Consider the following 21190-nt stretch of genomic DNA (forward strand, 5'->3'; position numbering starts at 1 on the left):
CAAAGCGCTGGAATCTGCCTGGATCACAGGCCGCCAGATAGAAGCTGCCCGTCAGGCCGTTACACGTCATATGAAACGTGAAGGTCAGATCTGGATTCGCATTTTTCCTGATAAACCGGTTACCAAAAAACCTGCGGAAGTCCGTATGGGTAAAGGTAAGGGCGCACCCGAGTATTTTGTGGCAAGGGTAACCCCCGGCAGAATAATGTTCGAAGCCGAAGGCGTTCCCATGGAAATTGCAAAGGAAGCCTTACGTCTTGCCGCACAAAAGCTCCCGATCAAAACAAAATTAATTGTCAGACGCGATTACGTTGAATAAAAATTTTACCCTATATGAAAATGGAAGTTATCAGAGAGCTCGGTACGGAAGAACTCAAAGAAAGACTGGATGAGGAAAGAAAACAACTGGTCAGGCTGAAGCTGAACCATGCCGTTTCTCCTCTCGAAAATCCTAATAAAATAAAGGAATACAGAAGGACCATTGCCCGGATGATGACCGAACTCAGAAAAAGAGAAAAAGAAGCCAATAATTAGATTAAGAATACATGGAAAGGAATCTCAGAAAAGAACGCGTTGGTGTTGTAACCAGCAATAAAATGGAAAAATCCATTGTTGTTGAGATCATGCGCCAGGTGAAGCACCCGATCTACGGTAAGATCGTGAAAAAAACTTCCAGGTTCGTTGCTCATGACGAAAAAAACGATTGTAATATCGGAGATACGGTAAAAATCATGGAAACCCGTCCGCTGAGCAAGAACAAATGTTGGAGATTAGTTGAAATCATTGAAAGAGCGAAGTAATTATGATACAGCAGGAATCAAGATTATCGGTGGCTGATAACAGCGGTGCCAAAGAAGTATTGTGCATCCGGGTACTGGGCGGTACTGCCAAGCGTTATGCCACCATCGGCGACAAGATCGTTGTCACCGTAAAGAATGCCTTACCCTCCGGCAACATTAAGAAAGGCACAGTTATCAAGGCCGTTATCGTAAGAACCAAAAAGGAAATCCGTCGCAACGACGGTTCCTACATCCGTTTCGACGACAATGCCTGCGTTCTGCTGAATAATACCGGAGAAATGATCGGAACTCGTATCTTCGGGCCGGTTGCCAGAGAATTAAGGGATAAAAAATATATGAAGATCGTTTCATTGGCACCTGAAGTGCTTTAATGATTGAATAAACAAGTAACATGGCAAGGAAATTACATATCAAAAAAGGCGACAATGTGATGGTCATTGCAGGCGATTCCAAAGGCCAGCAGGGTAGAGTGCTGGTTCTGGATCCTGAAAAAGAAAGAGCCATCGTGGAAGGCATCAATATGGTTGCCAAGCATACCCGTCCGAACAAGGATAACCCCAAAGGTGGTATCATCCGCAAAGAAGCGCCCATCCATCTCTCAAACCTGCTGCTCGTCGACAGCAAAGGCAATGCCACACGCATCCGGCGCAGCAAGGATGAAAAATCAGAAAAAAACGTACGCATCTCTATTAAATCAGGGGAGGTTATAAAGTAATGGCATACATTCCAAGACTTAAAACGAAGTATAAGGAGGAGATCGTTCCCGCGTTGATGAAAGAATTCAACTTCAAGAACGTTATGCAGGTCCCGAGACTGCAGAAAATCTCCCTCAACCAGGGTTTGGGTCAGGCTACTGCCGACAAGAAACTCATCGATACCGGTGCAGAGGAAATGTCGATCATTGCAGGTCAACTAGCCGTACCTACAAAATCAAGGAAAGACATATCCAACTTCAAGGTTAGAAAAGGCATGCCGATAGGTGTGCGGGTTACTCTCCGGGGTGACAGGATGTACGAATTCCTCGACCGCCTGGTGTCAGTAGCAATACCCAGGATCAGGGATTTCAGGGGTATTAATGATAAAGGATTCGACGGCCATGGCAATTATTCCTTCGGAGTATCGGAACAGATCATTTTCCCCGAAATCGATATCGACAAGATCGGAAAGATCAATGGGATGAATATCACTTTTACAACATCCGCTAAAAACGACAAGGAAGCTTTTGCCCTCCTCAGAGAATTTGGATTACCGTTTAAAAATCAAAAAAGATAGAACATGGCTAAGGAATCAATGAAGGCAAGGGAAGTGAAAAGGGCTAAACTGGTTGCCAGGTACGCCGCCAAAAGAGCTGAACTCAAAGCTCAGGGTGACTATATCGGGCTGCAAAAACTGCCGAAAAATGCTTCTCCCATTCGTTTACATAACCGTTGCAAATTAACGGGCAGACCGAAAGGTTATATGAGAAAATTCGGTATCTCACGTATCAACTTCAGGGAAATGGCGCTTCAGGGCCTCATTCCCGGTGTTAAAAAAGCTAGCTGGTAAATTTTAAGCATAAGGAAATGATCACAGACCCAATTTCAGATTATTTGACCAGAATCAGGAATGCCATGATGGCCGGCCACAGAGTAGTGGAAATTCCTGCATCAAATATTAAAAAAGATATCACGAAAATATTGTTCGAGAAAGGGTATATCCTGAACTATAAGTTCGAGGATGACGGGGTTCAGGGAACCATAAAAATCGCCCTGAAATACCATCCCGTAACCAAACAACCTGCTATCAGCAGACTTGAACGGATCAGCAAACCCGGCCTCAGAAAATATGTCAATGCCGATAAATTGCCCAGAGTCTTGAACGGTCTCGGTATTGCCATTATCTCCTCTTCCCAGGGTGTGATAACCGATAAGGAAGCCAGGAAGAACAATGTAGGCGGTGAAATTTTATGTTACGTTAGTTAAAAAGAAGGGATCAGGAAAATGTCACGTATAGGAAAACTACCGATCACCATCCCCCAGGACGTTGAGATCAAAATCTCAAAAGAAAACATTGTTACCGTCAAGGGAAAACTCGGAGAACTGCAACAGGCAGTACATCCCGACATCAAATTAGTCGTTGATAACGGAATTCTTACCCTGGAAAGGCCTTCCGAAGAAAAAGACCACAAGGCTATGCATGGCCTTTACCGTGCATTGTTGGCCAATATGATCAAGGGTGTATCAGAAGGCTTTAAAATCGTTCAGGAGATAGTAGGTGTGGGATATAAAGCACAGGCAACAGGTCAACTCCTGGAAATGTCGCTTGGTTTTTCACACAACGTTTTCTTCCAGCTTCCTCCGGAAGTTAAGGTGGAAACACTCACCGAAAGAGGGAAAAACCCAACCATTACATTGACATCGTATGACAAGCAACTGCTGGGACAGGTAGCCGCCAAGATACGTTCCCTCAGGAAACCCGAACCTTATAAAGGCAAAGGAATCCGATTCCAGGGTGAAGAAGTCAGGAAAAAAGCAGGTAAGGCTGCTGCTCAGTAATATCGTTAAACGAAATTAAATCCTACAGGGATGAAGAAGATAAAGGACAGAAAAGAATTCAGAAGGATCAGGATCAAAATGAGGATCCGCAAATCGATTCATGGCACAACAGAAAGGCCAAGGATGAGCGTATTCCGCAGTAATAAGCAGATTTACGTTCAACTCATCGATGATCTTGACGGAAAAACCTTAGTTTCCGCATCGTCTAAAGAAAAGGGGATTGTGGAAAAAGAAGGCAACAAAATTGAACAGGCAAAACTGGTCGGACAACTGATCGCGGAAAAAGCCAGGGAAGCAGGGATCGAATCAGTGGTCTTCGACAGGAACGGATACCTGTATCACGGAAGGGTTAAATCATTAGCAGAAGCCGCAAGACAAGGCGGATTAAAATTCTAATTGAATATGTCAAGCGCAAACGTAAAAAGAGTAAAATCAAGCGAAATTGAATTTAAAGACCGCCTGGTCAGCATCAAACGTGTTACCAAGGTCACCAAAGGCGGGCGTACTTTCAGTTTTTCCGCCATAGTAGTGGTGGGCAATGAGAATGGTATTGTTGGTCATGGTCTTGGTAAAGCCAAAGAAGTAACCTCTGCCATTGCCAAAGGTATCGACGATGCCAAGAAGAATCTCGTGAAGGTACCGGTACTTAAAGGTACCATCCCACACGAATCGACAGGCAAATACAGTGGAGCCAGAGTATATATTCAACCTGCTGCACCGGGTACCGGAGTTATCGCTGGTGGTGCCATGCGCGCCGTTATGGAAAGCGTTGGCATCAAGGATGTGCTTGCCAAATCGAAAGGTTCTTCCAACCCGCATAGCGTAGTGAAAGCAACCATCGACGCCCTCACACGCATGAAAGACCCTTATACGGTCTCCCAGCTCAGAGGCATCAGCATGGATAAGGTCTTTAACGGTTAACAATGCTCAGAATCATGAAGAAACTCAGGATCAAACAAGTAAGAAGTGCCATTAAAAGGCCCGCCAGGCAGAAAAAAACCCTGGAAGCCCTTGGCTTCAGAAAACTCAATCAAACTATTGAAGTAACACTTACTCCCCAGATCGAAGGAATGATTGAGAAGGTAAGACACCTTTTGGAAATTGAAGAAATTAAATAAGAAACTGATAATATTTTAATATCATGGATTTAAGTAATCTTAAACCAGCTCCGAATTCAACCGGAAAAAATAAAAGGATAGGTCGCGGACAAGGATCCGGCCGCGGCGGTACATCCACACGCGGCCATAAAGGCGCCGGATCCCGTTCCGGTTATTCGAAGAAACGCGGCTTTGAAGGCGGTCAGATGCCCCTCTATCGCCGGGTACCCAAATTCGGTTTTAAAAATTTCAACCGGATCGAATACCGCGGAATTAACATCGATACACTGCAAAGCCTCGCAGAGAAACTTAACCTTTCGGTCATCGACCCCGGAACACTGGTTAGTAACGGACTTGCTTCCAAAAACGACCTTATCAAAATCCTGGGTAGAGGAGAACTGAAAGGGAAACTGGAAGTGAAAGCCCATGCCTTTACCGAAAAGGCAAAAAGCGAAATCGAAGCTAAAGGAGGTATTGCATCAAAAATTTAAGGTTTAATGAAAAGATTAATCCAGACAATACGAAACATTTACAAGATTGAAGACCTCAGGAAAAGGATACTCTATACTTTGGGAATCATCCTGATTTACCGCCTTGGATCCTATGTGGTGCTTCCCGGTGTTGACCCCGGGATGCTCGCTAATTTAAGGCAGCAAACCAGCGACGGTCTTCTCGGCTTGTTAAACATGTTCTCAGGAGGAGCCTTCTCCAACGCATCTATCTTTGCCCTGGGGATTATGCCCTATATCTCCGCCTCCATCGTTGTCCAGCTTCTGGGTATGGCCATCCCCTACTTCCAGAAATTGCAGAAAGAAGGTGAAAGCGGCAGAAAAAAAATCAACCAGATCACTCGGTATCTGACCATACTAATCACCGGATTCCAGGCGCCTGCCTATATTACCAACCTCGTTGGCCAATTGAGGAATCCCGACGGTACCATGACAGCCATTATGCCTTTCGACGGTTCGCCGCCTTCCGCATTCTTCTGGCTGTCGTCAACCATTATCCTGATCTCCGGAACCATGTTCATCATGTGGCTTGGCGAAAGAATCACCGATAAAGGTATTGGAAACGGTATCTCCCTGATCATTATGATCGGTATCATCGCTCGTCTGCCCTTTGCTCTGTTTAGTGAGTTTATTTCCAGAATGGAAGAACAGGGTGGAGGACTGGTTTATTTCGTAATTGAGATTGCTATCCTGATATTCGTCATCCTGCTTACCATACTCCTTGTTCAGGGTACCCGGAGGATACCGGTTCAATACGCCAAACGCATCGTGGGAAACAAACAATATGGAGGCGTAAGGCAATATATCCCGCTCAAGGTTAATGCAGCCGGTGTTATGCCTATCATCTTCGCACAGGCAATTATGTTCCTTCCGATAACCATCGCAGGATTTGCACAGTCGGAAGCCCTTTCGGGATTCGCCGCTGCTTTTACGAATATTAACGGATTCTGGTATAACTTCGTTTTCTTCCTGATGATCGTGATGTTTACGTATTTCTATACGGCCATCACTGTCAATCCAAATCAAATGGCGGAAGACATGAAGAAAAACGGAGGGTTTATCCCGGGGGTCAAACCCGGTAAAAGAACTGCTGACTTTATCGACAACGTAATGTCAAAGATCACTCTTCCCGGTTCTATGTTCCTGGGATTTGTGGCCATCATGCCGGCATTGGTTGGTCAGGTGGGAGTCAGCCAGCAATTTGCCCAGTTTTACGGGGGAACGTCCCTGCTGATCCTTGTTGGGGTGGTGCTTGACACCTTACAACAAATTGAAAGCCACCTCCTGATGAGACATTACGATGGTCTTACCAAATCCGGAAGGATCAAGGGAAGGTCGTCGCTGGGCATGTAAGATTGTGTTCGATGAGTTATTGTAAGACTGAAGACGAAATAGAACTATTAAGAGAAAGTTCTTTGCTTGTTGGAAAAACATTGGGTGAAGTGGCTAAGATGCTGAAACCCGGTGTACGCACCATAGACCTCGACCGGAGAGCCGAGGAGTTTATCCGGGATAATGGAGCGGTACCGGGATTCAAGGGATATAACGGATTTCCGTTTACTCTGTGCATCAGCATCAATGAACAGATCGTTCACGGGTTCCCTTCGGAAAGAGAATTGATAGACGGCGACCTGGTCTCTATTGATTGCGGTGTGCTGAAAAACGGGTTTTACGGAGATTCGGCTTACAGCTTTGCTATCGGGAATGTATCTGAAGATATCCGTTTGTTGCTCGACAGAACCTTGGCATCCCTTTACAGGGGTATCGAAATGGCAGTTGACGGAAAACGGATCGGGGATATCGGCCATGCCATACAATCTTTCGTGGAATCCTTCGGATACTCCGTAGTAAGAGATCTGGTAGGGCACGGACTGGGAAGCAACCTTCACGAAAAACCGGAAGTGCCTAACTACGGCCGTCAGGGAAGCGGAGTAAAACTCCGGGAAGGGATGGTTCTTGCCATCGAACCCATGATAAATTTAGGAACCCGCTACGTAGTTCAGGAACCCGACGGTTGGACGATAAGAACTGCAGACAGGATGCCTTCGGCTCACTTCGAACACGACGTGGTCATCAGAAAAGGTAAAGCGGAGATACTGAGTACATTCAGTTATATTGAAGAGGTCATCAACAAACAATAATACATGGCAAAACAAAAGTCGATAGAACAAGACGGGACGGTAATCGAATCATTGGGCAACGCGATGTTCCGCGTTGAACTGGAAAATGGCCATATCATTACGGCCCATATTTCAGGAAAAATGAGGATGCACTATATCAAGATTTTGCCAGGTGATAAAGTAAAACTTGAAATGTCACCCTACGATTTGACTAAGGGAAGAATTACATACAGGTATAAATAGAAAAACAAATAACGATGAAAGTCAGAGCATCAGTTAAAAAAAGAACTCCGGATTGCAAGATCGTTCGCAGGAAAGGCAAGCTGTTCGTTATAAACAAGAAAAATCCGAAGTACAAACAAAGACAGGGATAATATCACAGATAAATTATAACATCTATGGCTAGAATTGCAGGTATAGATTTACCAAAGAATAAAAGAGGCGAAATTGGCCTCACGTACATTTTCGGCATCGGGCGCAGCAATGCCCAGAAAATCCTTACGGAAGCCGGTGTAGATTGGAATAAAAAGGTTCAGGACTGGACCGACGAGGAACAGGCAAGCATCCGCCTTGTGATCAATGATAAGTTTAAGGTGGAAGGAGCCCTCAGGTCGGAAGTACAGATGAACATCAAACGTCTGATGGATATCGGTTGCTATCGCGGAATCCGTCATCGTTCCGGTTTGCCTTTGCGTGGTCAGAGTACCAAAAACAATGCAAGAACCCGTAAAGGAAGGAAAAAAACAGTTGCCAATAAGAAAAAGGCGCCTAAAGGTTAATAAATTGATTATCCGAGTAGTAATATAAATATATTATGGCAAAATCCACAAGATCGACGAAAAAAAGAGTCGTTAAGGTTGAACCGGTTGGAAAAGCATTTATCAGTGCTTCTTTCAACAACATCATTATTTCACTCACAAACAGTTCCGGTCAGGTGATTTCCTGGTCGTCGTCAGGGAAGATGGGATTCAAAGGATCGAAGAAGAACACACCCTATGCAGCACAGATGGCAGCGGAAGACGCATCCAAAGTAGCACACGACCAGGGCCTTCGCAAGGTCAAAGTATACGTGAAAGGCCCCGGAGCCGGCAGAGAATCTGCCATCCGCACCATTCACAGTGCCGGAATCGAAGTTATGGAAATTGTTGATATTACCCCGCTTCCCCACAATGGCTGCCGCCCGCCAAAAAGAAGGCGTGTTTAATCGTATAGGTTATAATTATTCAATATAAGTAAACATTATGGCAAGATACAGAGGACCGAAATCGAAGATAGCCCGCAAATTCCGTGAACCCATTTTCGGCGCAGATAAATCCCTCGAAAAGAAAAATTATCCCCCGGGTATGCATGGCCCGAATAAAAGAAGAAGAAAGGAGTCGGAATACGGCATCCAGTTGATGGAAAAACAAAAGGCCAAGTATACTTACGGCATCCTGGAAAGACAATTCAGAAATACTTTCCATGAAGCTGCCAGAAGAAAAGGGGTAACCGGTGAAATCCTGCTCCAACTCTGCGAATCAAGGCTAGACAACATCGTTTTCCGCCTTGGTATCGCTCCGTCGAGGCAGGCTGCCAGACAGCTCGTTTCACACCGGCATATACTGGTAAACGGCAATGTGGTTAACATACCCTCCTATTTCGTGAAACCGGGTGAAGTGGTTGGCGTAAGGGAAAAATCCAAATCCCTTGAAGTTGTTTCCAATTCACTCGCAGGAAAAGGCAACAGGCTGCCCTGGCTCGAATGGGATGAGGAAAACCTCGCAGGTAAATTCCTGCAATACCCTTCCAGGGAAGATATCCCGGAAAATATTAAAGAACAACTTATCGTTGAGTTGTACTCCAAGTAATAAGTTGTTTAACAAGGATTTGGTCATCAAAATAAAGAGCTCTTTATGGCAACATTAGCGTTTCAGAAACCTGAAAAAGTGATTATGAACGAAGCCGACGATTTCAAAGGCATCTTTGAATTCCGTCCGCTTGAACCTGGCTTTGGGGTTACCATTGGAAATGCCCTCCGGAGAATACTCCTTTCATCCCTCGAAGGCTATGCCATCACTTCCATGAAAATCGAAGGGGTTGTCCAGGAATTCTCCACCATCAAGGGGGTTGTTGAAGATGTATCCGAAATCATCCTTAACCTGAAAAAGATCCGCTTTAAAAGGCAGATCGAGACCGAAACCAGTGAGAAAGTGCATGTTGTGATCGGTGACCAGGATGCCTTTAAAGCAGGGGATATCAACAAATTCCTCTCTGTCTTCCAGGTTATCAATCCCGATGAAGTGATCTGCCATATGGATCCTTCTGTAAGGATGGCTTTGGAACTGACCATCAACAAAGGCAGAGGTTATGTACCGGCAGAGGAAAACAAATCTCTTAATGCATCCATCGACACCATCTCGATCGATTCTATCCACACTCCAATCGTGAATGTTAAGTATTCTATCGAAAATTGGCGTGTGGAGCAGAAAACCGACTTCGAAAAGCTCATCCTTGAGATCAGCACCGATGGGTCTATTCATCCCAAAGATGCTTTGAAGGAAGCTGCAAAAATCCTGATACAGCATTTCCTGATGTTCTCCGACGAAAAAATCACACTCGACTCGGAGGAGAAAACAGTTACGGAAGAATTTGACGAAAGTTCATTACATATTCGCCAGCTCCTGAAAACCAAGCTTGTCGACCTCGACCTCTCCGTCCGCGCTCTGAACTGTCTCAAGGCAGCCGACGTGGAAAGCCTGGGCGACCTGGTACAATACAACAAAAACGACCTTCTCAAATTCAGGAATTTTGGAAAGAAATCACTTACCGAACTTGAAGAACTGGTAAAAACCAAAGGACTCGAATTTGGAATGAATATATCAAAGTATAAACTTGATAAGGAATAACGGAAATGAGACACGGTAATAAAATCAATCATCTAGGCAGAACCCATTCGCACCGTAAAGCCATGCTGTCCAATATGGCGGCATCGCTGATCAAACATAAAAGGATCACGACAACCCTGGCCAAAGCAAAGGCCCTCAGGGTTTATGTAGAGCCCCTGCTCACCAAATCCAAGGATGACACTACGCATTCGAGGAGGGTGGTCTTTAGTTACCTTCAGGATAAAGAAGCCGTAAACGAGCTCTTCCGGGAAATTTCCCCGAAAATCAGCGAGAGACCGGGCGGTTATACCCGTATCCTGAAAACCGGACCCCGCCAGGGTGATAACGCTGAGATGTGTCTGATCGAGCTGGTAGATTATAACGAAAACCTCCTGGGAACCAAGGACACAAAAGCGAAAAAGAGCAGAAGAAGCCGCCGCGGCGCCGGCACAAAAACCGAGGCTGCTGCCAAAACAACTCCTGCAGAAAAACCCGTTGAAACTGCACCCAGCGAAGAACCGGTAGCCGAAAAGACGGATGCACCCGAAGCCGAAACCGACAGCACAACGGTTGCAGAAAACCAGGAAGAACCATCTGCTGAACCGAACGATACAACCAAAGAAAGTTAAATTTCACAAATACTTAACTGAAAGGGATAGGGTTTTTAATAACTTTATCCCTTTCATTGTTTCAACCTTAAAAATTTAAATCTATAGTATTATGGGATCAATCATCAGAATACATGCAAGGCAAATCCTCGATTCGAGAGGAAATCCTACCATAGAGACCGATGTATACACCGACAGCGGCATTGTCGGCCGTGCAGCCGTTCCTTCAGGCGCTTCCACCGGTGTTCATGAAGCCGTTGAACTTCGCGATAACGATAAAGGCACTTACCTTGGTAAAGGTGTACTCAAGGCCGTGGAAAATGTAAATAAGACTCTTAACGAGGAATTGCAGGGTTACTATGTTACCGACCAGGTAGAGATCGACAAACGTATGATTGAACTCGATGGTTCACCCAACAAAGGAAACCTCGGCGCCAACGCCATCCTTGGTGTCTCCCTGGCCGTGGCACATGCAGGAGCCCAGGAAACCGGACAATTCCTCTTCCGATATCTCGGTGGTGTGAATGCAACCATGCTTCCCATTCCCATGATGAACATCCTCAATGGCGGATCTCACGCCGATAATAGTATCGACTTCCAGGAATTTATGATCATGCCCGTTGGCGCACCCAATTTCAGTGAAGCAATCCGCATGGGTGCCGAAGTATTCCACAATCTTAAAAAGGTCCTGAAAGATAAAGGCCATTCCACCAATGTTGGAGATGAAGGTGGTTTTGCTCCTAATCTCGCCTCTAACGAAGATGCCATTAAAGTCGTGCTTGAAGCTATTGAAAAAGCCGGTTATAAGCCGGGAGAAGATATTTATATAGCTCTTGATCCCGCTTCATCCGAGTATTTTATTCCTGAAGAAAATGTTTACCACCTCAAATGGTCAACAGGAGATAAGCTAACACCAAAAGAAATGGTTGATTTCTGGGCAGACTGGGTGAAAAAATACCCCATTCTTTCCATCGAAGACGGTATGGCAGAAGATGATTGGGAAGGCTGGAAGATTATGACACAAGCCCTGGGGCAAAAAATACAACTTGTTGGCGACGATCTCTTTGTTACCAATGTGGAGCGTCTGCAACGCGGCATCAACGAACAGATTGCCAACTCTATCCTGATCAAGGTCAACCAGATTGGAACCCTCACCGAAACCATCAACGCAGTGAACCTGGCAACACGCAATGCATACACTTCCGTTATCAGCCACCGCTCAGGGGAAACGGAAGATACTACCATCGCAGATCTTGCAGTTGCTTTGAACACAGGATTGATCAAAACCGGATCGTCCAGCCGCTCCGACAGGATCGCCAAGTACAATCAACTCCTCAGAATAGAGGAAAGCCTTGGCAATGCCGCTCAATATCTTGGAAAAGGATTTAAGTTTATCCGCTAGAAACAACTATATCTGGGTAAGGAAATGAACAAGGTTTTCATCCTTACCCAGCTTTAACTTCTTCCTGAGGCGGGAGCGCGCAGTCTCCAGAGCTCGTGTACTTTGTTTGGTCAACCTGGATATCTCCCGGGTGGTAAGTCCTGCTTTTAAATGACTGCAAAGCCTTATTTCATTTGGGGTTAGTCCGGGATACTCCCTGTATAACTTCTTCCTGTAACTTTCATCATCAGATACGGCTCCCGGAGACTGTCCGTCCTCTACATTGATTTTCCCTATTTCGGCCATTACCTTGATAATGCTGCTGATCTCCCCGGAAAACCTCCCCGCCGTTTTGTGGTCAATTTGCCTCAGCAACCTTACCGCCTCTTCAATGAGCTTTAAGGATAGATCCCGGCTGGTCGTCTTCTCCTGCTTAAGCTTTTCCAGCATTTCAACCTCTCTTTTGATCACTTCATACTGAACCCTTAACGACATATGAGTGCGGATCCTGGCCGTCAGCTCTATCTCATTAAATGGCTTGGTAACATAATCAACTCCTCCCATCCTGAAACCTTTGATCACATTTTCAATCTCGGTTCGGGCAGTTATAAAAATCACAGGAATATCAGCCGCCCTGGGATTATCTCTCAACAACCGGCAAACCTCGAAACCATCAATATCAGGAAGCATCACATCAAGTAAAATTAAATCAAACTCCTTGTTATTGATAACTTCCAGGGCCGAATGCCCATCAAGGACATAGGTTACCGAATACTTTGACTTTTCCAGGATCTTTCCCAAAAGTTGAATGTTGGCCGGCTCGTCATCTACAATCAGAATGTTTCTTCCCTTATCAATCAGCGTACTCATATGCTTAAACCTTCAGTGAAATCAGTTTATCAATAAGTCTTGGAAATGCTTCCAGGATAATATTTATATTCTCCACATCATAGTCCTTTGAGTAATTGAAAAGGTCTTCACCATATTCCGTTATCTCGGCGATGCCGGAAGAAGCACCCACACTCAGAAGTTTCTCAGCAAACCTTTTTATTGAGGCAAATTCCCTTAAAAGTAACAGTTCATTGTATTCCCCGGTAAGCTCATTCTGAAGGTGCCCCAGTGCCTGCTTCAATTTTTTCTGGTCTACAGATACAGTAATGGTATGTTCGATATCATCATCGTTATTATCCATCTCCTCTGTACCCTTGACAATCAATGGACCTATTTTGTCGAGAAGATCGGTGATGTGAAACGGTTTCAAAAGGTAATCATTAAAACCAAAACCCTCGATCTTTTCAACATCCTCTTTCATTGCCAGGGCGGTAAGTGCTACAATCGGAATCTCGAATAACTCCGGATTTCCGCGCATAATCCGGGTTGCCTCAAAACCATCCATGCGCGGCATGAGAATGTCCATTAAAATAAGATCCGGCCTGTGTTGCTTTGCCATCAGGATGGCTTGCTGACCGTCTTCCGCTTCCAGTATCTTAACTCCCAAATTCTCAAGATTCTCTTTAACCAGGCGGCGGTTGAAATCCGAATCATCGACAACCAATATCGTTTTTCCCTGATATACATCCTTTGGAATGTCACTGCTGGAGCTGTAACTGAGTGTATAATTCTGAACCATGACCTGAGGTAAGGAAACAGTAAATACAGAACCATGCCCCACCGAGCTCTCCACCTGGATACTTCCATCCATCAACTCAATCAGGCGTTTGGTTATTGCAAGCCCAAGTCCGTAACCTTTGCGCTTGGACCTGTTTTTTTGAACCTGCATAAAAGGCTCGAAAATATTATTGTACTCCTCCTCCGGGATACCTATACCGGTATCCTCAACCTTAATGCAAAGATCTATCTCTTCACTGCCGAGAACCATATTCTTTCCTGTAATATATATATCAAGCCTCACCTGCCCATGGTCGGTATACTTGATAGCATTGCTCAATAGATTCGTGATGATTTGTTTTACCCTTACTTCATCCAGGATCAGCATCTTAGGAATAGACTTTTCTACCCTGATAAGAAATTCAAGTTGCTTCCTGACGACTTTTTCCATGAACATCTGCTTAAGATCTTTAACCATCTTGTATATGTTCACGGATTTATACTGCAGGTTGAATTTACCGGCTTCGATGCGGGAAATATCCAGGATGTCATCAACCAACCTCACAATGCTATTACTGGAAGCCTTGATTGAATCAAGATAATCCTTGAAAGTTGGGTCTGTAAGACTGCCATCCAGGAGATCTGTGAAGCCAATAATAACATTCAATGGTGTACGTATCTCATGGGAGATATTCGAAAGGAACTCACTCTTGAACCGGTTTGCCTTTTCTGCCATTTCCTTGGCTTTTTTCAGCTCCTCTTCGTATTTACGCTGCACGGTGACTTCCTGTCCAAATTCAGTAACCCCAATAATATTACCGTCATCGTCAAGAACAGGATAACCGCTGAGTATCCATATCCTGCCGTCACGGGTACGAACCTCTCCTTTTTGAGGAACACCGGTATCCAGCACGGCACGTACCGGGCACGGCTCACATTTCCACTCAGTCCCTTGCCATATCTCATCATAATGGTTACCTGTAAGCTCTGTTGCGTTTATCCCAATACTATTGGCTGCTGTAGAACTTACCCATTGTATGGTAAGGTTCGTGTCGCAAAAAACAAACCATTCCTGCATACTGTTGAGAATGGCGGATTTCTCAATTTCTGCCTGACGCAATTCGCGCTGCGTTTTCCGTAAAGCGGTAATATCTACAACCGTACCTTCATAATAGATCGTCTGCCCGTCAGAATCCCTTACTGCACGGGCATTTTCACGCAAATAACGCTGCTTTCCGTCCAAAGCAGTAATTTTATCTTCATATCCCTGCAAACTTCCCTTCTGCTCCACTTCCTTAATGAATCGCGACCGGTCATAACCCAATGAAGCTAAAATAACATTCAGGTCAAGCGCTTTGATTTCACTGGAATTATCCAAACCCAGTATTTCATAAAACGTATTGTTGGCCATCATGACCTTACCGCCCGGCGTAGTTTTGTATATACCTACGGGTATATTGTCGTACAGCTCACCAAACTGCTGCTCCGAATATTTGATAACATTTTCAGCTCTCACTCTTTCAGTAATATCATTTACAATAAAAAGAACCTCTTCCGTATCAAGAGGAATAACCATGGCTTCGAAAGAATGCTCATCCTGCCCATCCTTGCGTAAGGTGTAGGTAAATTCCTGAACATGCTTTTCCTCCAACGCCTTTTTGATTAATTTACCGGCATTACGGGAAAGGGATTTATCCAGCCCGATCTCATAAATCGTTTTTCCAATGAATTTCTCGGGAGGAACCGCAAGAAAATCTTCATTAAGCGTATGATAATCAAGATACCTCCCCTTTTTGTCAAGCCGGAAAATTATTTCCGGTATCATTCTCAGAAAAACTTCCTTTCGTAAAGTCGATGACTTTCCTTCCCTGACTCCAGCTTCTTTCAGCATGCAATGCATATAACAACCACTGCCTTCCGCACTGCGAATAATGCTGCGATAAAACGGCCTGCTTTGCTTCCGGTGATCAAGAAACTTCCATACATGCAGAAGTCCTTCACTTTTACAATCATTTAAAATGTTACGAAAATCACCGGCAGTTTCGGTTTCCATGATATCTTCCAACGAAACACCATTCAGGGAACCTTCTTCAAATCCCAGATTCTGATAAAATAGCTTGTTTGCCCCTATCACCTCCCCTTTGTTACCCACGGATACATACAATACCGGAATATTTTCAAGAAAGGCCTGAAAGCTGTATCGCAAATTATCCTGAATCATTCGTATAAGAATTTATCAGACAAGGCTTTTTGAAATCTTTGCTAAAGATAAACAAATATCCTGCATAGTTGCAAGCTTTCCGAAAAAAAATGTAAGGAAATGTGAGGTGGGGCATTAAGTCCTACCTGTTTTCCAGGATAATGGAACGTGCGTGTTGCAAGGCTTTGGAAAGCCCTTCAGGATTCTTCCCTCCTGCAGTAGCATAATGAGGTTGCCCTCCTCCACCTCCCTGAATGTCGGGAGCAATCTGCCGTATGATCATTCCTGCATCAAGTCTGTCTTTCCCTGCAATATCACCGGAAATCCCGACGGTTATAAAGGCTTTGTTATTTTCTTTATAGGCTATAACCGCAATCACGTCGCTGAACTTCTTCGTTAGCCCGAACACAAGGTCTTTGACCACTTCAGCTCCGGCATCCAGTTCACGAACCAAAAGCCGGAAACGACCGTGCACTTCCAATTCATTCTCCAGCTCTCCGGTAAGTCCGGCGGCCTTTTCTTTTTTCATCTTCAGAATCTCCTTTTGCAGGATATCGTTTTCCTGCATTAAATTCTGTATGCCTTTCACAATATCGCGGTTGCTTTTGAATATCCCCCGTAGTTCCTTCATAATCCTTTCCTGCTCCAGGATGTATTCTTCCGCTTTTCTGCCCGTGATAGCTTCAATTCTCCTGACTCCGGCAGCAATGGCACCTTCGGAAATAATCTTGAAAAAAACTATTTGTCCGGTAGCCGCAACATGAGTACCTCCGCAAAGCTCCACCGAATCACCAAAGCGGATCACCCTCACCTGCTCCCCGTATTTTTCCCCGAAAAAGGCAAGTGCACCCATCGACTTTGCTTCCTTCATGGGTACCGACCTATGTTCATTCAGTACGCTATTTAGTCGGATGGCGCGGTTTACCATCATCTCAACCTTTTCAATCTCCTCATCTGACATTTTCTGGTAATGCGAAAAGTCGAAACGAAGATGCTCGGCATCCACCAGGGAGCCTTTCTGTTCTACATGCGTTCCGAGAACCTTCCGTAACGCATGATGCAGCAGGTGGGTGGCTGAGTGATTGTTTTCCGTGTCCCTGCGAAGCTCAGTATTTACAGTGGCTTTATAAACTGCGTGAGCGTCCCTGGGTTCCTTTTCCGCCTGGTGAACGATCAGATCGTTTTCTTTCACAGTATCAATGATGCGTATGCTTTCTCCTTCCCTGCCCAAGGTCCCGGTATCGCCGACCTGTCCGCCAGACTCCGCATAAAATGGGGTGCGATCAAGCACAATCTCCCATATCGTTTTCTTCTTGCTTTCCACAGCCCGGTAACGTAAAATCTTTACCTCGGCCTCCGTCTGATCATAACCAACAAACTCGGTGGAGCCACCACTCTCATCAACTACTATCCAGTCACCGGCTTCCCGTGAGGCAGCTTGCCTCGACCTTTCCTGTTGCGCTTTTAATCCCTTATTGAAACCTTCCATGTCGACAGTCCATCCAAGCTCCCGGGCCATCAGTTGTGTAAGGTCAACAGGAAACCCATAGGTATCAAACAATTCAAAAGCAAAGCTTCCTTCAATAACGTTACTTCCCTTATGATCATTGACATAGGAATCAAAACGGCGTATACCCTGAGAAAGGGTTCTCTGAAAAGATTGCTCCTCCTCTGTGATAACGCGCACTATCAAATCCTGCTGACGGCTTAGCTCAGGAAATACATGACCCATCTCGCTGACCAGCACAGGTACCAGAGCTGCAATGAAAGGCTCCTGCTGATCCAGGAATGTGTAACCATAGCGAACTGCCCTTCTGAGGATACGCCGGATCACATAGCCTGCCCCGGCATTCGAGGGTAACTGGCCATCTGCAATGGCAAAAGATACTGCCCTCAGGTGATCGGCAACTACCCGCATGGCAACGTCAATATCATCCGATTGACCGTATTTTTTACCGGTTAACTCTTCTGTCTTACAAATGATTGGCTGGAAAATATCCGTATCGTAATTGCTTTGCTTACCCTGCAAAACACGGCATAACCTTTCAAATCCCATTCCTGTGTCGATATGCTTTGCAGGAAGCTGAACCAGCTTGCCATCAGCCTTGCGGTTGAACTCAATGAAAACCAGATTCCATATTTCAATAACTTCAGGGTGGTCTTTATTTACCAGTTCGGCCCCATCTAACATTTGCCTCTCCTCTCCCGTTCTCATGTCAGCATGGATCTCGGAACAAGGTCCGCATGGACCCGTATCGCCCATTTCCCAAAAATTATCCTTGCGCGATCCGTATAAAATACGGTTTTCAGGAACAATCCTGCTCCAGCACCGGTGTGCCTCATTGTCAGCAGGAAGCCCATCCTCCTCATCACCTCCGAAAACAGTAACATACAAACGGTCACGGTCAATACCCAATACACCGGTCAGCAACTCCCATGCCCAGGCAATGGCCTCTTCTTTGAAATAATCGCCAAACGACCAGTTCCCCAACATTTCGAACATCGTATGATGATAGGTGTCGTGACCTACCTCCTCCAGGTCATTGTGCTTGCCCGACACACGAAGGCATTTCTGCGTGTCGGCTATTCTGGGATGCTTAACCGGAGAGTTCCCAAGAAAAATATCCTTGAACTGATTCATCCCTGCATTGGTAAACATCAATGTAGGATCATTCTTAACCACCATAGGCGCAGATGGAACAATTTCATGCCCTTTATTCCTGAAAAAATCAAGGAATGCCTGCCTGATCTCTGCGGATTTCATCATAATTATTACAAATTTTCAATAAAACAGTGAAAAAGATTTTAAAAAACCTTGCAAATTTAGTCTAATAATGTATCTTTGCTTACTTCGTTCGTTAATAAATTGTTGAATTAAACACCCGTGGGATTGTATGGCAAAGGTACACTATCGATTTAACCCCAAATCTTTAACGTACGAAAAAGTTAGCCGAACCACCAAATCTGTAATACTTAAACTCCTGGGGTACCTGTTAACAGGTACTGCATTTTCTGTTGTTATAATCGCCCTGGCTTTTACATTTTTTGATTCGCCTAAAGAAAAAATGCTTAAGCGCGAAATTGAACAATACAGGTTCCAGTTTGAAGTAATGAACGACAAGCTTGACCAGATGCAACGCTGGGCTCAGGAACTTCAGGATAGAGACGACAACATCTACCGTGTGATCTTTGAGGCTGAACCCATTCCCCAGGAAATGCGTTTCGGAGGTGTTGGAGGTGTTGATATGTACGCCAGACTTGATGGATACCCAAACTCCGAGATCATCATAGAAACAGCGAAAAAGCTTGACCGACTCAAGGCACAAATGGCTGTCCAGTCGAAATCGTTCGATGAGGTTTACAACTTCGCACGCAATAAAGCAGATATGATGGCTTGCATCCCTGCCATTGTACCTGTCGAAAAAAACAAAGGGCACATTGTTTCAGGCTATGGAATGCGCTTCCATCCCATCCTGAAATACCGGAGAATGCATTGGGGTATCGATATTACCGCTCCTTCAGGAACACCTATATATGCTACCGGCGACGGAACAGTCAAATTTGTCGGCAGAAACGGCGGTTACGGTAAAACCTGCATGATCGACCATGGCTATGGCTATGAAACCCTTTACGGTCATATGAAAACCATAACTGCAAAACAAGGTCAAAAGGTAAAAAGAGGAGAAATAATAGGATATGTAGGCAATACAGGACTTTCAAAAGCCCCACATGTTCATTATGAAGTCATATACGATAACAAAAAGATCGATCCGGTGAATTACTTCTACAACGATTTTACCCCGGAAGAATTCGAGAAAATCATTGAAATGGCTTCCCGTGATACCCAGGTTCTGTCATAATTGACTGCTTATGCCTGAATCCCATTCCAGCAACGAAATACAACCTGATAAACTTTATTACACAATTGGTGAAGTAGCGGCTGTTTTCGGATTGAATACTTCCCTTATTCGCTTCTGGGAGAAAGAATTCGATATCCTCAAACCCAAAAAGAATAAAAAAGGAAACCGACTGTTCACGCAACAGGATATGGAAAATTTCCATCTCATTTACCACCTGGTGAAAGAAAGGGGATATACTCTTGAGGGTGCACGTAAATACATGAAAAACCATCCGCAAAAAATCCAGGCTGATTTTGAAATACTCAAATCCTTGAAGAAAATCAAACAGGATCTTCTGAACATCAGGGAAGAACTAAAATAATTTCCTGAAAAGCCATTAACATTCCTTAACAGGGCCTTTAACATATTTTAACAGAAAAGGCATGATAATTAAGGATTTCCTGAGTTATATTTGCCATCAGAATTTAAACATCCGAAATAAAATGATGGAAACTGATATTAAACAACTGAACGAACGCATCGAAAAGGAGAGTGCATTTGTTGACATAATCAACATGGAGATGCACAAGGTCATCGTTGGGCAGAAACAAATGGTGGAAAGGCTGATGATCGGGATGCTTTCAAACGGGCATATATTGCTGGAAGGGGTACCCGGACTGGCAAAGACCCTTGCGATCAAGTCGCTGGCAAACACCATTGATGCACGTTTCAGCCGGATCCAGTTCACACCCGACCTGTTACCGGCCGACCTTATCGGAACGCTGATCTACAGCCAGAAAAAAGAAGAATTTATTGTGCGCCGGGGACCAATCTTCGCAAACTTCATCCTGGCAGATGAAATAAACCGCTCCCCGGCTAAGGTACAGAGTGCCCTTCTGGAAGCCATGCAGGAAAGACAGGTCACCATCGGAGACCAAACCTACCCGCTTGAAGAACCCTTCCTGGTTCTGGCTACTCAAAACCCCATTGAACAGGAAGGTACCTATCCCCTGCCCGAAGCACAGGTCGACCGTTTTATGCTTAAAGTCGTGATCGGTTACCCGAATAAAGAAGAAGAAAAGCGTATCCTGCGCCAGAACATCACCGGCAATTTCCCCGAAACAAGCAAAATCCTTAAACCGGAAGACATCATCAAGGCTCGTGACATCGTACGGCAGGTTTACCTGGATGAAAAAATAGAAAACTATATCACCGATATCGTGTTTTCCTCACGTTACCCGGCCGAATACAAACTTAAAAACTTTGAGCCACTCATCCAGTACGGCGCATCACCCCGAGCTAGTATCAACCTGGCGCTGGCAGCCAAAGCCTTCGCTTTCATCCGTCGCCGCGGCTATGTGATTCCCGAGGATGTCAGAGCCATCGCACATGACGTGATGAGACACCGCATTGGCCTCACTTATGAAGCAGAAGCAGAAAACATAACCACAGAAGAAATTATTAGTGAGATACTTAATACGGTGGAGGTGCCATAAGGGGGAATTGGTTACTGGGGTGTGGGAGCTGGGAGCTGGGAGCTGGGGGCTGGGGACTGGGAGTTGGGGACTGGGAGCTGGGGACTGGGAGTTGGGGACTGGGAAAAGGAAAAAAGATATATTGATTTGAGTTA

At 45.0% G+C, this 21190-nt stretch carries 29 protein-coding genes; 26 read left to right on the plus strand and 3 right to left on the minus strand.

Annotation, left to right across the window (positions count from 1 at the left end):
- The 23 genes from rplP to eno form a co-directional block, all read left to right on the plus strand.
- On the plus strand, positions 1 to 319 hold a 319-nt coding region (gene rplP, locus KKA81_09270; GenBank protein MBU2651111.1), incomplete at its 5' end, for a 50S ribosomal protein L16.
- Between the two features lie 14 nt (positions 320 to 333).
- Positions 334 to 534, plus strand: a complete 201-nt coding sequence (rpmC, locus tag KKA81_09275) for a 50S ribosomal protein L29 (GenBank protein ID MBU2651112.1) — start codon at positions 334 to 336, stop codon at positions 532 to 534.
- An 11-nt stretch (positions 535 to 545) separates the two neighbouring features.
- Positions 546 to 800 (plus strand): 30S ribosomal protein S17, encoded by a 255-nt coding sequence (rpsQ, locus tag KKA81_09280; protein ID MBU2651113.1) that lies wholly within the window; start codon positions 546 to 548, stop codon positions 798 to 800.
- A gap of 2 nt (positions 801 to 802) precedes the next feature.
- Positions 803 to 1171, plus strand: coding sequence for a 50S ribosomal protein L14 (rplN, locus tag KKA81_09285; protein ID MBU2651114.1), 369 nt, complete (start codon positions 803 to 805; stop codon positions 1169 to 1171).
- 20 nt (positions 1172 to 1191) lie between these two features.
- Entirely contained in the window at positions 1192 to 1515 is a 324-nt protein-coding gene (rplX, locus tag KKA81_09290; protein MBU2651115.1) for a 50S ribosomal protein L24, read from the plus strand.
- Positions 1516 to 1523: 8 nt separating this feature from the next.
- Positions 1524 to 2072: a 50S ribosomal protein L5 gene (rplE, locus tag KKA81_09295; GenBank protein ID MBU2651116.1), complete on the plus strand. Its 549-nt coding sequence runs from the start codon at positions 1524 to 1526 to the stop codon at positions 2070 to 2072.
- Positions 2073 to 2075: 3 nt separating this feature from the next.
- Positions 2076 to 2345, plus strand: coding sequence for a 30S ribosomal protein S14 (gene rpsN / locus KKA81_09300; GenBank protein MBU2651117.1), 270 nt, complete (start codon positions 2076 to 2078; stop codon positions 2343 to 2345).
- Positions 2346 to 2362: 17 nt separating this feature from the next.
- Positions 2363 to 2761: a 30S ribosomal protein S8 gene (gene rpsH, locus KKA81_09305; GenBank protein ID MBU2651118.1), complete on the plus strand. Its 399-nt coding sequence runs from the start codon at positions 2363 to 2365 to the stop codon at positions 2759 to 2761.
- 18 nt (positions 2762 to 2779) lie between these two features.
- Entirely contained in the window at positions 2780 to 3334 is a 555-nt protein-coding gene (rplF, locus tag KKA81_09310; protein ID MBU2651119.1) for a 50S ribosomal protein L6, read from the plus strand.
- Between the two features lie 30 nt (positions 3335 to 3364).
- A complete protein-coding gene (gene rplR, locus KKA81_09315) occupies positions 3365 to 3730 on the plus strand; it encodes a 50S ribosomal protein L18 (GenBank protein MBU2651120.1) in 366 nt (121 codons plus the stop codon).
- A 6-nt stretch (positions 3731 to 3736) separates the two neighbouring features.
- On the plus strand, positions 3737 to 4255 hold the full coding sequence (gene rpsE, locus KKA81_09320) for a 30S ribosomal protein S5 (GenBank protein ID MBU2651121.1): 519 nt from the start codon (positions 3737 to 3739) through the stop codon (positions 4253 to 4255).
- 11 nt (positions 4256 to 4266) lie between these two features.
- Positions 4267 to 4452, plus strand: a complete 186-nt coding sequence (rpmD, locus tag KKA81_09325) for a 50S ribosomal protein L30 (protein MBU2651122.1) — start codon at positions 4267 to 4269, stop codon at positions 4450 to 4452.
- A 23-nt stretch (positions 4453 to 4475) separates the two neighbouring features.
- Positions 4476 to 4922 carry a 50S ribosomal protein L15 gene (rplO, locus tag KKA81_09330; protein ID MBU2651123.1) on the plus strand — a complete coding sequence of 149 codons (447 nt, stop codon included), beginning with the start codon at positions 4476 to 4478 and terminating at the stop codon, positions 4920 to 4922.
- 6 nt (positions 4923 to 4928) lie between these two features.
- The gene (secY, locus tag KKA81_09335) at positions 4929 to 6293 is read left to right on the plus strand and encodes a preprotein translocase subunit SecY (GenBank protein ID MBU2651124.1); all 1365 of its coding nucleotides are present in this window, start codon (positions 4929 to 4931) and stop codon (positions 6291 to 6293) included.
- An 11-nt stretch (positions 6294 to 6304) separates the two neighbouring features.
- Positions 6305 to 7081, plus strand: coding sequence for a type I methionyl aminopeptidase (gene map / locus KKA81_09340; protein MBU2651125.1), 777 nt, complete (start codon positions 6305 to 6307; stop codon positions 7079 to 7081).
- 3 nt (positions 7082 to 7084) lie between these two features.
- On the plus strand, positions 7085 to 7303 hold the full coding sequence (gene infA / locus KKA81_09345) for a translation initiation factor IF-1 (GenBank protein ID MBU2651126.1): 219 nt from the start codon (positions 7085 to 7087) through the stop codon (positions 7301 to 7303).
- Between the two features lie 14 nt (positions 7304 to 7317).
- Positions 7318 to 7434 carry a type B 50S ribosomal protein L36 gene (gene ykgO, locus KKA81_09350; protein ID MBU2651127.1) on the plus strand — a complete coding sequence of 39 codons (117 nt, stop codon included), beginning with the start codon at positions 7318 to 7320 and terminating at the stop codon, positions 7432 to 7434.
- Between the two features lie 24 nt (positions 7435 to 7458).
- On the plus strand, positions 7459 to 7839 hold the full coding sequence (gene rpsM / locus KKA81_09355; protein MBU2651128.1) for a 30S ribosomal protein S13: 381 nt from the start codon (positions 7459 to 7461) through the stop codon (positions 7837 to 7839).
- 35 nt (positions 7840 to 7874) lie between these two features.
- A complete protein-coding gene (gene rpsK / locus KKA81_09360) occupies positions 7875 to 8264 on the plus strand; it encodes a 30S ribosomal protein S11 (protein ID MBU2651129.1) in 390 nt (129 codons plus the stop codon).
- A gap of 37 nt (positions 8265 to 8301) precedes the next feature.
- Complete coding sequence (gene rpsD / locus KKA81_09365) at positions 8302 to 8907, plus strand: 30S ribosomal protein S4 (GenBank protein ID MBU2651130.1); 606 nt, start codon at positions 8302 to 8304, stop codon at positions 8905 to 8907.
- 45 nt (positions 8908 to 8952) lie between these two features.
- The gene (locus KKA81_09370; protein MBU2651131.1) at positions 8953 to 9945 is read left to right on the plus strand and encodes a DNA-directed RNA polymerase subunit alpha; all 993 of its coding nucleotides are present in this window, start codon (positions 8953 to 8955) and stop codon (positions 9943 to 9945) included.
- A 5-nt stretch (positions 9946 to 9950) separates the two neighbouring features.
- Positions 9951 to 10553, plus strand: coding sequence for a 50S ribosomal protein L17 (gene rplQ, locus KKA81_09375; GenBank protein ID MBU2651132.1), 603 nt, complete (start codon positions 9951 to 9953; stop codon positions 10551 to 10553).
- A gap of 91 nt (positions 10554 to 10644) precedes the next feature.
- Entirely contained in the window at positions 10645 to 11934 is a 1290-nt protein-coding gene (gene eno, locus KKA81_09380; GenBank protein MBU2651133.1) for a phosphopyruvate hydratase, read from the plus strand.
- A 6-nt stretch (positions 11935 to 11940) separates the two neighbouring features.
- Here eno and KKA81_09385 read toward each other — a convergent pair whose 3' ends face one another.
- The 3 genes from KKA81_09385 to alaS form a co-directional block, all read right to left on the minus strand.
- Positions 11941 to 12783, minus strand: coding sequence for a response regulator (locus KKA81_09385; protein ID MBU2651134.1), 843 nt, complete (start codon positions 12781 to 12783; stop codon positions 11941 to 11943).
- A gap of 4 nt (positions 12784 to 12787) precedes the next feature.
- Entirely contained in the window at positions 12788 to 15742 is a 2955-nt protein-coding gene (locus tag KKA81_09390; GenBank protein ID MBU2651135.1) for a PAS domain-containing protein, read from the minus strand.
- 121 nt (positions 15743 to 15863) lie between these two features.
- Positions 15864 to 18485, minus strand: coding sequence for an alanine--tRNA ligase (gene alaS, locus KKA81_09395; GenBank protein MBU2651136.1), 2622 nt, complete (start codon positions 18483 to 18485; stop codon positions 15864 to 15866).
- A gap of 130 nt (positions 18486 to 18615) precedes the next feature.
- Here alaS and KKA81_09400 point away from each other — a divergent pair, with 130 nt between their 5' ends.
- The 3 genes from KKA81_09400 to KKA81_09410 all read left to right on the plus strand — a co-directional run bounded on the left by KKA81_09400 (position 18616) and on the right by KKA81_09410 (position 21056).
- On the plus strand, positions 18616 to 19581 hold the full coding sequence (locus KKA81_09400; GenBank protein MBU2651137.1) for a M23 family metallopeptidase: 966 nt from the start codon (positions 18616 to 18618) through the stop codon (positions 19579 to 19581).
- Positions 19582 to 19591: 10 nt separating this feature from the next.
- Complete coding sequence (locus KKA81_09405) at positions 19592 to 19942, plus strand: MerR family transcriptional regulator (protein ID MBU2651138.1); 351 nt, start codon at positions 19592 to 19594, stop codon at positions 19940 to 19942.
- Between the two features lie 121 nt (positions 19943 to 20063).
- Positions 20064 to 21056, plus strand: coding sequence for an AAA family ATPase (locus KKA81_09410; GenBank protein ID MBU2651139.1), 993 nt, complete (start codon positions 20064 to 20066; stop codon positions 21054 to 21056).
- Positions 21057 to 21190 lie beyond the last annotated feature (134 nt).

Source organism: Bacteroidota bacterium, from assembly GCA_018831055.1.
Classification (GTDB): Bacteria; Bacteroidota; Bacteroidia; order Bacteroidales; family B18-G4; genus M55B132.